At 72.9% G+C, this 12,519-nt stretch carries 9 protein-coding genes; 8 read left to right on the forward strand and 1 reads right to left on the reverse strand.

Features of this window, described 5'->3' with window-relative positions; genetic code table 11:
• The first annotated feature begins 14 nt into the window (after positions 1-14).
• The 7 genes from MEBOL_RS25090 to def all read left to right on the forward strand — a co-directional run bounded on the left by MEBOL_RS25090 (position 15) and on the right by def (position 10,735).
• Positions 15-800, forward strand: a complete 786-nt coding sequence (locus tag MEBOL_RS25090) for a hypothetical protein (protein ID WP_245918825.1) — start codon at positions 15-17, stop codon at positions 798-800.
• 7 nt (positions 801-807) lie between these two features.
• The gene (locus MEBOL_RS25095; protein WP_095979826.1) at positions 808-1,371 is read left to right on the forward strand and encodes a class I SAM-dependent methyltransferase; all 564 of its coding nucleotides are present in this window, start codon (positions 808-810) and stop codon (positions 1,369-1,371) included.
• Positions 1,372-1,446: 75 nt separating this feature from the next.
• Positions 1,447-2,619 (forward strand): metallophosphoesterase, encoded by a 1,173-nt coding sequence (locus MEBOL_RS25100; protein ID WP_095982993.1) that lies wholly within the window; start codon positions 1,447-1,449, stop codon positions 2,617-2,619.
• Positions 2,620-2,901: 282 nt separating this feature from the next.
• A complete protein-coding gene (locus tag MEBOL_RS25105; RefSeq protein ID WP_095979827.1) occupies positions 2,902-3,228 on the forward strand; it encodes a hypothetical protein in 327 nt (108 codons plus the stop codon).
• A gap of 126 nt (positions 3,229-3,354) precedes the next feature.
• The gene (gene priA, locus MEBOL_RS25110; RefSeq protein WP_095979828.1) at positions 3,355-5,598 is read left to right on the forward strand and encodes a replication restart helicase PriA; all 2,244 of its coding nucleotides are present in this window, start codon (positions 3,355-3,357) and stop codon (positions 5,596-5,598) included.
• Between the two features lie 18 nt (positions 5,599-5,616).
• Positions 5,617-10,134, forward strand: a complete 4,518-nt coding sequence (locus MEBOL_RS25115; protein ID WP_095979829.1) for a response regulator receiver protein — start codon at positions 5,617-5,619, stop codon at positions 10,132-10,134.
• 76 nt (positions 10,135-10,210) lie between these two features.
• Entirely contained in the window at positions 10,211-10,735 is a 525-nt protein-coding gene (gene def / locus MEBOL_RS25120) for a peptide deformylase (RefSeq protein WP_095979830.1), read from the forward strand.
• On the opposite strand, the gene nth is transcribed toward def, so the two are convergent.
• A complete protein-coding gene (gene nth / locus MEBOL_RS25125; RefSeq protein ID WP_281256587.1) occupies positions 10,701-11,384 on the reverse strand; it encodes an endonuclease III in 684 nt (227 codons plus the stop codon). The genes def and nth overlap by 35 nt on opposite strands.
• A gap of 79 nt (positions 11,385-11,463) precedes the next feature.
• On the opposite strand from nth, the gene MEBOL_RS25130 reads away from it, so the two are divergent.
• Positions 11,464-12,492 carry a threonine aldolase family protein gene (locus tag MEBOL_RS25130; protein WP_095979832.1) on the forward strand — a complete coding sequence of 343 codons (1,029 nt, stop codon included), beginning with the start codon at positions 11,464-11,466 and terminating at the stop codon, positions 12,490-12,492.
• The last annotated feature ends 27 nt before the right edge of the window (positions 12,493-12,519 follow it).

Consider the following 12,519-nt stretch of genomic DNA (forward strand, 5'->3'; position numbering starts at 1 on the left):
ATTCCCCGCCCCATATGTCCACCCCCCCTCCGACGATCGAGCCCCTTCGCCGCCGCCCGTGTGCCCTCGCCTGGAGGCGGCCGGCCCTCCTCCTCGGCGTGCTGGTGGCCATGAGCGCCGGGGCCTACGTCCTGCCCGGGGGCTCCATCATGCGCCGCATGGTGGCCGCGCGAGAGGGTGTGTCCTTCTCCTCGCTCAAGGCGGATGGCTCGCTGCACTTCTATGGGCCGGGAGCCCGCGAGGCGGGCACGGCGCTGGGCCTGCCCACGGACAAGCCGGATCTGGAGGTGGATGGCTCGGTGTACATCCGCCCGCCGGGCCGCTGCCGCTTCGAGGCGAAGCCGACCGAGGGCAACCTGGTGGCCTCGGTGTTCTCCGGGGGACGCAAGCGCGTGGAGGGCACGGAGATTCCCGCGCTCTCCGAGGCGGTGCGCGAGCTGTGCTCGCTGCTGACGGCGCGCAGCCGGGACGAGCTGGAGGCGCACCTGACCTCGCTAGGCATCGATCCGAGGACCACGTCGTTGGCCCGCTTCGGGGGCGAGGTGGTGTACGTGCTGGGGACTCCAGGAGAGGGCTCGCCGCAGTTCTGGGTCTATAAGGATGGCTTCCGGCCCGCGCGTCTGCGCCACAAGGAGGGCAAGGGCCCCGAGTGGGACTTGCGCCTCCAGGACTACGCCTCGTCGGCCACGGGCGAGATGCTGCCGCGCTCCATCGAGGTCTGGCGCGGGGGCGAGCGCCTGTTGCGCTTCACGGCGCTCTCGGGTGACACGCGCTCCAAGCCCGCCGACTCGTTGTTCTAGGCGCGCCATGTCCGAGGCGGACCGGCAGCGGTGGAACCTGCGGTATCGCGAGCGGACGGACAGCGGCCTCCAGGAGCCGTCCGGATTCCTGCGCTCGCTGGACGAGCGGCTGCCGCGCGGGGGCCGTGCCCTCGATGTGGCGGGTGGGGCGGGGCAGGACGCGCTCTGGCTCGCGCGGCGCGGCCTGGATGTCACCCTGGTGGATGTCTCGGATGCCGCGCTGGAGCGGGCCACCGCGTCCGCTCATGAGGCGGGACTGCCACTCCGCACGCTGCGCCTGGACCTGGAGGAAGCGCCGCTGCCCCCGGGGCCCTTCGACGTCGTGCTCTGCTTGAACTACCTCTGGCGGCCCCTGTTCGCCGCGTTTCCCGGGGCGCTCGCGCCCGGGGGACTGCTCGTCTTCGCCCAGCCCACCCGGAGCAACCTGCGACGGCATGCGCACCCCTCGGCGCGCTTCCTCCTGGAGGACGGGGAGCTGCCCCGGCTGCTCCAGGGCGTGGAGATCCTGTCGTACACCGAGGACTGGACCGAGGCGGGACGGCACGAGGCGCGGCTGGTGGCGAGGGCCTGAGCGCCGGGGCTGGGGAATGCCGCCCGCTCGGGCGTGGTATCTCCGAGCCTTCTGGCTCCGACAGGCGGGGTGCGCGTGCCGTTCCGGTTCTCCTTCTTCTCCGTCCTCATCCTGACCAGCACGGTGCTGGGCCACGTGTACCTGTACCGGCGCCTGGTGCGCGACACGGTGCGGAGCGTGGCGCTCCGGCGTCTGGCGATGGCGGTGTTCGTCCTCATGAGCGTGCCGCTGATGTTCCGGCGGAGCCTGCGCGATGTCCTGCCCGAGTCCTTCGCGGAGCCGGTGTCGGTGGTGTCCTACGCCTGGATGGGCGTGGCGCTCTTCCTGGTGCTCGCGCTGCTCGTGTGGGACCTGGGCCGGGCCCTGTGGAAGGCGAGCCGGAAGTTGCGCGCGTCCGAGCCTCCGCCCGTGGACGAGGAGCGGCGGCGCTTTCTCGCGCGCACGGTGGCGGGGGGCGCCGCCTTCACGGGGGGCACGACGGCCGCGTACGGGAGCTGGCGCGCCTTCTCGGCGCCCGAGGTGACCGAGCGGGTGATCCGCATTCCCAAGCTGCCCAAGGCCCTGGAGGGCCTGAGCATCGTGCAGCTCACGGACATCCACGTGGGGGTGTACATCCAGCGCCGCTTCATGGACGAGCTGGTGCGCCGGGCGAACGCACTCAAGCCGGACCTGGTCGCCATCACGGGAGATCTCGTGGACGGGGACGTGCCCGCGCTCGGGGGCTTCGTCTCGGCGCTCGGCAACCTCCGGTCGCGCTTTGGCAGCTACTTCGTCACCGGCAACCACGACTATTACTCGGGGGCGGACGCGTGGTGCGCGTACCTGGAGACGCTGGGCATCCAGTCGCTGCGCAACCGCCACGTGCGCATCGGGGACGCGGGCGGCGCGTTGGACCTGGTGGGCGTGGATGACTGGAGCGGCGGCCGGCGCTTCCACACGCGAGGCTATGACCTGGACAAGGCCCTGGAGGGGCGGGATCCCGAGCGCGCCGCGGTGCTGCTCGCGCACCAGCCAGCCAACTTCCGGACCGCGGCGAAGCGGGGCGTGGACCTGCAGATCTCCGGTCACACCCACGGCGGGCAGCTCGTGCCCATGACCTTCTTCATCGGACTGGAGTGGGAGTACTCCGCCGGGCTCTACCGGCACGAGGACTCCCACATCTACGTGAGCCGGGGTTGCGGCTTCTGGGGCCCGCCCATGCGTGTGGGCAGCCCACCGGAGCTCGTCAAGCTCGTGCTGACGTCATAGGGCGGAGACCCAGGTGAATTCATACGGGCCCCATGACTGGGGGAGCACGGGAGTGACGTGACTCCAGGAGTGTGACTGGGGGCGGCTCGTCCTCCGCCGGACATTCCGCAACCCGTGGAAATCGTTGGGTGGAAGGGGCGTAACTCCTTCGGGACGGAGCGGTTTCCTCCCGGGAGGAGTGGGCGGGGCATGTCAGACTCGCGGGGTAGTTTCGTCCTTGTCGCTGACCTGGAACCGAAGCGCCATGAGCGTGGAGGACGGTGTCCGCGGCGAGGAGGTTTCATGCGAACGAAGCTGTGTGTGTTGGGGGCGGTGTTGGGGACCGCGTCGGTCATGCCGGGGGTGTGTCTGCCCTCGGTGGAGTCGACGCGGCAGACGAACGAGACGCGGTCGCGAGGAAACATGTCACTCCGGGCCGGCCGTCCCTCCGAGGGGCGGGGAGGAGAACCCCTGGTGCCGGTCGAGGTGCCCGCGCGCCCCGCGGTCGATGGGCCCATGCACCCGTGTGAGCTCATCACCGTGATGCAGGTGCCGTGCGATCCGGCGGCCGCCACGTGCGAATACACCTATTGGGAGTGCCCTCGGAACGTAACGCCTCTGAGGGCGTAACGGGGGCGCTGGGAGGCGGGCCTGGTCGTTCCGTACCCGGGGTGAGTTCACCCGCGCTCCCGGTGCCCTCGCCTGGCCGGAAACTACCCGTGTCGGGAGCCACCGCTAGAGTGGCCTCTCGCCGCCGTGAATCCCTCCTCCCTCGCCTCCGTCGCCGTCGGCCGTCCCGTCCGGGGCGAGTTCACCTATGTCGTCCCCGAGGCCCTGTCGGGCCGGCTCACGCCCGGCCAGCGCATCCTCGTGCCCTTTGGCCGCAGCATGACGCTCGGCTTCTTCCTCGGGCCGGCCGTGCCTCCCGCGGACGGCTCCAGCGTCAAGCTCAAGCCCATCCTCAAGGTCCTGGAGGACTCGCCGTCGCTCCCGGCGGATCTCATCGCGCTGCTGCGCTTCGCCGCCGAGCACTACCGCTACCCGCTCGGCGAGGTCATCCGGAGCGCCCTGCCGCCGGGCCTGTCCACCGCCCAGGACGAGAAGGAGGCGAAGCCGGACGTGCAGGAGTTCGCCGTGGCGCTCGTCACCGAGGCGCCCGAGGCCCTGCGCCGTGCCCCCGCGCAGTCGGCGGCGCTGGCGTACCTGCTCGCGGTGGGAGGCCGGGCGCCGCTGGAGGAGGTGGCGCATGCCATCCCCGGGGCGCGCGAGACGCTCAAGAAGCTGGCGGCCCGGGGCCTCGTGCGTCTGGAGGAAGTGGTGCTCGCCCCCGGGGTGCGCGAGGGGCTGGGGCAGAACCGTCCCGAGCGGCTCACCCCGGAGCAGGGGGCGGCCGTGGAGGTGTTGCACACGGCGGTGGACGCGGGCGGCTTCCAGCCCTTCCTCCTGCACGGCGTGACGGGCAGCGGCAAGACGGAGGTGTACCTCCGGGCCGTGGAGCGCGCGCTCGAGCGGGGCCGGGGCAGCCTGGTGCTGGTGCCGGAGATCGCCCTGACGCCGCAGCTCGTGGGGCGCTTTCGCAGCCGCTTCGGCGGGGACGTCGCCGTGCTGCACTCGGCGCTCAAGGATCGCGAACGGCTCTTCCACTGGCAGGCCCTGCGCAAGGGCACGGTGCGCATCGCCGTGGGCGTGCGCTCGGCGGTGTTCGCCCCGGTGGCCGACCTGGGCCTCATCGTCGTGGACGAGGAGCATGATCCGTCCTTCAAGCAGGAGGACAAGCTGCGCTACCAGGCGCGCGACCTGGCCGTGGTGCGCGGCAAGCAGGCCGGGGCCGTGGTGGTGCTCGGCTCGGCCACGCCCTCGCTGGAGACGCTGGAGAACACGCGCAAGGGCCGCTACCAGAAGCTGGAGCTCAAGCGCCGCGTGGATGACCGGCCCATGCCCACGCTCCAGTGCGTGGACCTGCGGCAGGAGCGCCCCAAGGATCCGCTCGTGATGCAGGAGGCCCCCATCCTGTCCCCGCCGCTGCTCGATGCCATGGCGGAGACGATCGGCCGGGGCCAGCAGGTCATCCTCTTCCTCAACCGGCGCGGGCACAGCACGTTCCTCTTGTGCGAGGTGTGCGGCGCCTCGGTGAAGTGCGGCGATTGCGACGTGTGCCTGACCTACCACCGCTCGCAGAACCGGGTGGTGTGCCACTACTGCGGCGAGGCGCACTCCGTGCCCGAGCATTGCCGCGAGTGCACCGGGCCCCTGCTCAAGATGGGCGTGGGCACCGAGCGCGTGGAGGCCGAGGTCGCCGAGCGCGTCCCCCAGGCCCGCGTGGCGCGCCTGGACCGGGACTCGGCCACGAGCGCCGAGCGGCTCACGGAGCTGCTCGCCTCCTTCGCCCGCCGGGAGATCGACGTGCTGGTGGGCACGCAGATGGTGGCCAAGGGGCACGACTTTCCCGGCGTGACGCTCGTGTGCGTGGTGATGGCGGACACGTCGCTCGCCATCCCCGACTTCCGCGCCTCCGAGCGCACCTTCCACCTGCTCACCCAGGTGGCCGGACGCGCCGGACGGGGGAAGGATCCGGGGCGGGTGCTCGTGCAGACGTACAACCCGGATGCCGAGCCCGTGCGGCGCATGCTCGTGCATGATTTCGACGGGTTCGCCGAGGGCGAGCTGGCGCGGCGCAAGGCCCTGTCCTGGCCGCCCTACACGCGCATGGCCGCCGTGCGCCTGGAGGGCGAGAGCCCCGAGCAGACCGCCAGCGTGGCCCGCTTCCTCGGGGACTACCTGGGTCGTCACATGCCGCCCTCATCCTGGGGGGTTCGTCTGCTCGGGCCCGCCCTGGCCCCCATCTCGCGCATCCGGGGCAAGACGCGCTGGCAGTTGTTGCTCAAGGCCCCCACCCACGCGGCGCTCGCTCCGCTGCTCGCCCGCCTGGAAGCGAAACTGGTGGACGTTCCCTCCGCCGTGCGCGTCACGATCGACGTGGATCCCGCCGCCATGCTGTAGACTCCGCCCTGGTTTCCAATGGCTGAACCGGTTCTCCTCGTCCACGACGACATCGCCACCATCGCCTCCGTGCGGCGACTGCTCACGCGCGAGGGCTATGAGGTCATCCTCGCCACCTCCGTGGCGGATGCGCTCATCGGCTTCGGTCACCACCTGCCCGTGCTCATCGTCCTGGCCCCCGGGGTGGAGAGCGGGCGCGGCCACCTCGTGCTGGAAGAGCTGGGACTGCACCCGGACATGCGGCTCGCGCGGGTGTTGCTGCTCGGGGACGCCGTCCCCGGCAGCGCGGCCCCGGTGGCGCCGCTGCCCCTGGATGGCGCGGGCTTCGTGGCGCAGGTGGCCCACCTCATCGCGTCGCCCGCGGGGCCGGAGTCCTGGTTCGTGGTGAAGGACGAGGTGGAGGTGCCCGCGTCGCCCACCCCCATGCTGGCCGGGCCTCCCGGACTGCAACCTCGGACCCCGAGCCCGGTCCGCAACATCGGGCTGGAGCAGACGCTCTTCACCGAGTCGTCCCTCGAGGACAGTCTGCCTCCGGTGTCTCCCTTCGCGCTCGACGCCGAGCCCTCGTCGCCGGGCCCGGTGGCCGACGACTTCCCGCCCCCGCCGGACGTGTTCCTCCCGCGAGGGGAGTCCGCGCCGTCGGCCATGGAACTCGCCGAGTCCGAGCCGGACGCGGAGGCGGAATCCCTCTTCGGACAGACGGAGCAGGCGGTGGTGGGCTCGGGCCGGATTCCGCCCGAGCGGCTCATCGAGCCCGACGCCGTGCCTCCCCCGTCCGAGCCCTCCGCCTCGCCGGGCGTGCCCGCCGGCCTGCGGGCGCGGACTCCGTCCCACACGGCCATTCCCACCATCACCGCGGTGAGCCCCGTGGAGATGGGCCCCGTGGAGAACCCGGTGCCCGTGCCGGAGCCGGTCAAGCCCCTGCCGGCGCTGCCTCCGGTGAAGGCCGTCGACATCGAGGTGGAGGCCCGCGCGGAGGCCGAGCGCCTGGCGCAGTGGGAAATCGACTCGGCGCTCGCGCGCGAGCAGGCGGAGGCCGCGCGCAAGGCCGGGCCCCAGCTCGGGGACGAGGGCTTCTTCGACGTGGAGTTGACCCCGGCGCGGCCCTCGCTGGCCCTGCCGTTGTTGGAGCCGGAGCACGGGCTTGCCCCACGTCCCCTGGAGGGCTCGGAGTTGGAGCCCGTTCCCGAGGACGCGCCGCTGCCCTCGGAGTCCGAGGCGCCCGAGGCCTGGGAAGCACCGCACGCGGAGAGCGTGGGCGCGACGTGGTTCGACCTCGAGCCCGAGGTGACCTCGCCCGATGCCGCCCCCGTGGGCTCCCTGGTGGAGACTCCCTCCCAGGCGCCGAGGGGCGAGGATCCGCTTCCAGCGGGCGAGTTGCCCGAGCGGACGGACAAGTTCCCGTTGCGGCGCGTGGCCGGCTCGGCGGACGCGCCGGACGTGGACTCGCTGCCGGCCGAGGACGCGATCGCCGTCATGGAAGTGCGCCTGATGCGCACCGAGCGGCGGATCGCGCAGATCCTGTCCGAGCGGGACGAGGCCGTGGCCCGTCAACGCACCGCGGAGAGCGCTCGCGCGGAGCTCGAGGCGGACGTGGAACGGCTCCGGGCCGAACAGCGGACGCGGGAGGAGTCCCACGAGGCCCATGCGGTGTCGCTCCGCTCCGAATGGGAGCGCTCCCAGCGGGAGGCGGAGGCGCTGCGGGCCCGGTTGGCGGCGCTGACCGAGGAGCGGGAGCGGGAGGGCGCGCTGCGCCTGGAGCTGGAGCAACGCTGGGAGCAGCGCGCCACGTCCGACGCGCAGGCCCGCGTCCAGTCGGAGACGCGAGGTGAGGAGGCCCGGGCCGCGCGCGCCGCGGCCGAGGCGCGCGCCGAGGCGGAGGCGAGGTCCCGCCAGGAGTGGGAGGCCCGGGCGCACGGGGAGTTGAAGTCCCGTCAGGAGTGGGAGGCCCGCGCGCACGCGGAGATGAAGGCGCGCAAGGAACTCCTGGGCCGGATGGAGCAGGAGGCTCGGGCCCGGACGGAGGCGGAAGCGCGCGCGCGGGTGGAGGCGGAAGCGCGGGCCCAGGCCGAGCAGCGCGCGGAGGCGGAAGCGCGCGCGCGGGCCGACGTGGAGTCGCGTGCCCGCTCCACCGCGGACGCGCGGGTGCAGTTGGAGATGAAGGCGCGGGCGGAGGCGGAGGCGCGGGCGCTCGCGGCGGACAAGGCGCGCTCCGATGCGGAGGCCCAGGCCGAGGTGGAGGCGCGCGCCCGGGCCCGGCTGGAGCTGAGCGCCGAGGCGGCGGAGAAGGCCCGGCAGCGCGCGGAGGCGCGTGCCAACAAGGCGGAGCAGGAGCGCGTCGAGGCGCTCTCGCGCGCGGAGTCCTTGGTGAAGGCGCGCGGAGAGGCGCAGGCCCGCGCGGAGGCGGAGGCCCTGCTGCGCGCCGAGCTGGAGGAGCGCATCGAGCGCGTGACGCGCGAGCACGCCGAGCGCGAAGCCGAGTCCGAGCGGTCACGTCGGGATCTGGAGGCGCGGGTCGAGCGTGTGACGCGCGAGCACGCCGAGCGGGACGCCCAGGCCGAGCGGCTGCGCCGGGAGTTGGAGGCGCGCACCGAGCGCATGACGGGCGAGCACTCCGACCGGGAAGCCGAGGCCGAGCGGCTGCGCCGGGAATTGGAAGCCCGGCTCGAGCGCATGACGGGCGAACACGCCGAGCGGGAAGCCGAGGCCGAGCGGTCGCGTCAGGAGCTGGAGGCCCGGGTCGAGCGTTTGACCGGGGCCTACGCGGAGCTCGAGACCCAGGCGGAGGAGCTGGAGCGGGCGCGGGTGGACGCCGAGACGCGGGCGATGAACACCGAGCGGCTTCGTCTCGAAGCGGAGGCGCGGGTCGAGCGCGCGGCGCAGGCGCGGGCCACGGCGCAGGATCGGGCCGATGAGGCGGAGCAGCGGGTGGCGAGCGCCGAGCGGCTGCGGGTCGAGCTGGAAGGTCAGGTCGAGAACTCCGTGAAGGCGCTGGGCGCGGTGGAGGCGCAGGCCGAGGAACTGGAGCGGGCGCGCGTGGACGCCGAGACGCGGGCGGTGAACACCGAGCGGTTGCGGGTCGAACTGGAAGCCCGGGTCGAGCGCCTGGAGAAGGAGCGCGCCGTCGCGCGGACCCGGGCCGCCGAGGAGAAGCACGCCCGGGTCGAGGCGGAGGCGCGGCTCGCGCGGCTCGAGGAGACCGTGGCGGAGCGTTCCGCGCACCTGGACGAGGCCCGTGCCGAGTCGGAGCGTCTGGCGCGCTCGCTGGCCCAGGAGCGCGAGGCACGGGAGGCGCTTTCCCAGGAGATCTCGCGGTTGGAGTCGTCGCGGGCCGAGGCGGAGCGCTCTCACCGCGACGCGGAGGCGCGGGTGCTGCGCGAGGCCAGCGAGACGGTGGCCCGGGTGCGCTCGGAGACCGAGGCGGCGATCGCCCGGGCCGAGGCCGAGACCGCGGACATGGCGGCCCGGGCCCGGGCGGCGCTCATCTCCTTCCAGCCGCCCGAGGGTCCCGCGGTGGACATTCCCCGGGGTGGAAGTGTCAGCGGAGACGGGCTCGCGCGGCTCGTCACCCGGCTGCGCGAGGCCCGCATCCAGGTCCGTTTCGAGCTCAAGGGCACCCGGGCCCTGCGCGTCCTGTGGTTGAAGGACGGCGCGCTCGTGGGGGCCGTGTCCTCGGCTTCGGACGAATCGCTCGTCGATCGGGCCCGGGCCGATGGGCTCATCGACGCGCGCCAGGAGAACGAGTTGCGGCTCGTGCGCGGCACCTCCACCACCGCGCTCCTCGAGGCCATGCGCGGCCGTGGCTACCTGCGCGAGAACGAGGTCATCCCGCTCGTGCAGCGCTACACCGAGCAGGTGGCCCTGGACGCGCTCGCGGAGGACTCGTCCCTCTACCGGCTCATCGAGGAGGCGCCTCCGCACGAGGTGGCGCTCGCCGCGTCCACCCGGCCCCTGCTGCACCTGCTGGCCGAGGCCCTGCGCGACCGCGTCTCCGCCGAGACCTTCATGACGGCGGCCGGAGGGTTGCGCGCGGGCGTCCTCCGGAGCGGGTCCGAGCCGGAGCCCGAGTCCTTCGGCCTGTCCTCGCGCGAGCTGCGGCTGCTGGCGGAGGTGGATGGAGAACAGACGCTCGAGCAGCTCGTGCTGGGCGCGGGCCTGCCCCAGGACACGGCGCTCCGGGCGCTCGGGCTCTGCCATGCGCTGGGTCTGCTCCAACTGCGGCCCGCGGTGCCCCTCGAGGGGGACGAGGACGCCCCGGGCGAGCTGGACGTGCGCCGTCTGGAGTCCAAGTACGAGGAGATCCAGGACGCGGACTACTTCTCCGTGCTGGGGCTCGCGCGCACCGCCGGGGGCGAGGACGTCAGGCGGGCCCATGCGCTGCTCACCGCCGAGTTCCACCCCCTGCGCTTCGCCGGGCATCCGGATCCCGTGCTCCAGCACCGCGCCCAGCAGATCGCCACCTCGCTGAGCGAGGCGGCCCGGGCGCTCGCGGATGACCGGCTGCGCGAGGAGTACGCGCGCAGCCTCCGGGATTGAGGCCGGGCCGGAGGGCGGGGAGGCATGCCCCGGGAGACGGTTGCCCGTCCGCCCGGGTCGGGATTATGACGGACGGATGGTTCGAGAAATCCTCATCTGGCCCCATCCCGTCCTCAAGCAGAAAGCCAGGCCGGTGGCCCGGGTGGACGACTCCCTCCGCACCCTGGTCAAGGACATGTTCGAGACCATGTACGCCGAGGAGGGGGTGGGTCTCGCCGCGCCGCAGGTGGGGGTGTTGCAGCGGGTCATCGTCCTGGACTGCCGTCCGCGCCAGCCCGAGTCCCAGCCGCTGGTGATGATCAACCCGGAGATCATCGCCCTGGAGGGCAAGGTGGTCTTCAACGAGGGCTGCCTGTCCATCCCCGGCGAGGGCGAGGACGTGGAGCGCGCGGCGAAGGTGTCGGTGCGCTACCTGGACCTGGAGGGCAACCCCCAGACGCTCGCGTGTGACGAGCTGCTGGCGGTCGCCGTGCAGCACGAGGTGGATCACCTCGACGGCATCGTCTACGTGGACCACGTCTCCTCGCTCAAGCGCGAACTCATCCGCAAGCGGATGGTGAAGCACGTCAAGCCGGCCCGCGAGGCGCGGCCGACGGTTTGAGCCGCACGCCCTTCCTCGGACACAGCTCCGCCACGACGCAGCGCTCGCACGCGGGCGCGCGCGCGAAGCACGTGCGGCGCCCATGCCACACGAGGAGCTGGTGGCCCTTCATCCACTGGGGAGAGGGCAGCAGGCCCTGCATGTCCTCCTCCACCTTGTCCGGGTCCGTGTGACGGGTGAAGCCCAGGCGGAACGCCAGCCGTTTGACGTGGGTGTCCACCGGGAAGGCCTCGTCTCCGCCCAGGTGCATGCACACCACGCCGGCCGTCTTGTGGCCCACGCCCGGCAGCGTCTCCAGCGAGGCGCGCGAGCGGGGCACCTCGCCCCCGTGCTCGGCCACCAGGGCCCGGGCCGCCGCCACGAGGTTCTTCGCCTTGGCGCGGTACAGGCCGCAGGACTGGATGAAGGGCTCCACCTCCTCCACGCTCGCGCGGGCGTACGCGGCCGCGTCCGGAAAGCGCTCGAAGAGGGCGGGGGTCACCAGGTTCACCCGCTTGTCCGTGCACTGGGCGGACAGGATGACGGCCACCAGCAACTCCAAGGGAGTGCGATAGTCCAGTTCGATGCGCACGTCCGGCATGGAGCGCTCCAACCGCTCCATCACCTCCCGTGCCCGTTGCCGCCTCGACTCCACCGTTTCACGTCCCACACCGCTCGCTGTACGCCAAGGCGACCTGCGCCGTAAAGCAGTTTCCACTACCTCTCAGGACACCCTTCCAGGACACCGCATGAAGCCCATCGACTTGCGCTCCGACACCGTGACGAAGCCCACCCCCGCCATGCGCCGCGCCATGGCCGAGGCCGAGGTGGGGGATGACATCTATGGCGAGGACCCCACGGCGCGCCGGCTCGAGGAGCTTGTCGCCGAGCGCCTGGGGCTGGAGGCGGCCCTCTTCGTGCCCTCGGGGACGCAGGCGAACCAGATCGCCATGGGGTTGCACTGCCGCCTGGGCGACGAGGTCCTCGCCGACGCGGGCAGCCACATCTTCCACTACGAGAGCGGCGCCCTGTCGGGACTCTGGGGCGTGCAGCCGGCGCCGCTCGCGGGCGAGCGGGGAGTGTTCTCGCCCGAGCAGGTGAAGGCGGCGGTGCGCACGGACTTCATCGGCCCGCGCTCGCGGCTCGTGTCGCTGGAGAACACGCACAACCGGGGGGGCGGCAAGGTCTGGCCCCTGGAGCGCTTCCGCGAGGTGGTGGAGGCGTCGCGCGCGGCGGGACTCGCGGTGCACCTGGATGGGGCGCGCCTCTTCAACGCCGCGGTGGCCACGGGGACGCCCGCTGCCGCCTGGTCCTCGCTCACGGACTCCACGGCGGTGTGCTTCTCCAAGGGGCTCGGGGCCCCGGCGGGCTCGGCCATCCTCGGCTCGCGGGAGCTCATCGCCGAGGCGCGGCGGCTGCGCAAGCGCCTGGGCGGGGCCATGCGTCAGGTGGGCATCCTCGCCGCTGGAGCGCTGTACGCGCTGGAGCACCACGTGGAGCGGCTCGCCGAGGACCATGAGCACGCGCGCCGCCTCGCGGCCGGGCTGGCGGAACTGCCCGGCGTGACGGTGGACCCGGGCCAGGTGGAGACGAACATGGTCGTCGCCGAGTTCCCCGGGCCCCAGGCCGACACGGTCGCGAAGCTGGCGGCCCAGGGAGTGCTCGCTGGCGCCACCGGCTCCAGTCCCCGCGCGGTGCGCCTGGTCACTCATCTGGACATCTCCGCCGGAGACATCGATGAGGTGCTGGCGCGCATCCGCCGGGGGCTCGCTGGCTGATTCCCGGGGCCTTGGTAGACTCGGAAC

Source organism: Melittangium boletus DSM 14713, assembly GCF_002305855.1.
In the GTDB taxonomy this organism is placed as follows: domain Bacteria; phylum Myxococcota; class Myxococcia; order Myxococcales; family Myxococcaceae; genus Cystobacter; species Cystobacter boletus.

Excerpts from the sequence above, each read along its gene's own strand:
- MEBOL_RS25105 (WP_095979827.1), top strand. The coding sequence starts at position 2,902 with ATGCGAACGAAGCTGTGTGTGTTGGGGGCGGTGTTGGGGACCGCGTCG.
- MEBOL_RS25095 (WP_095979826.1), top strand. The coding sequence starts at position 808 with ATGTCCGAGGCGGACCGGCAGCGGTGGAACCTGCGGTATCGCGAGCGG.
- MEBOL_RS25090 (WP_245918825.1), top strand. The coding sequence starts at position 15 with ATGTCCACCCCCCCTCCGACGATCGAGCCCCTTCGCCGCCGCCCGTGT.
- MEBOL_RS25130 (WP_095979832.1), top strand. The coding sequence starts at position 11,464 with ATGAAGCCCATCGACTTGCGCTCCGACACCGTGACGAAGCCCACCCCC.
- def (WP_095979830.1), top strand. The coding sequence starts at position 10,211 with ATGGTTCGAGAAATCCTCATCTGGCCCCATCCCGTCCTCAAGCAGAAA.
- MEBOL_RS25115 (WP_095979829.1), top strand. The coding sequence starts at position 5,617 with ATGGCTGAACCGGTTCTCCTCGTCCACGACGACATCGCCACCATCGCC.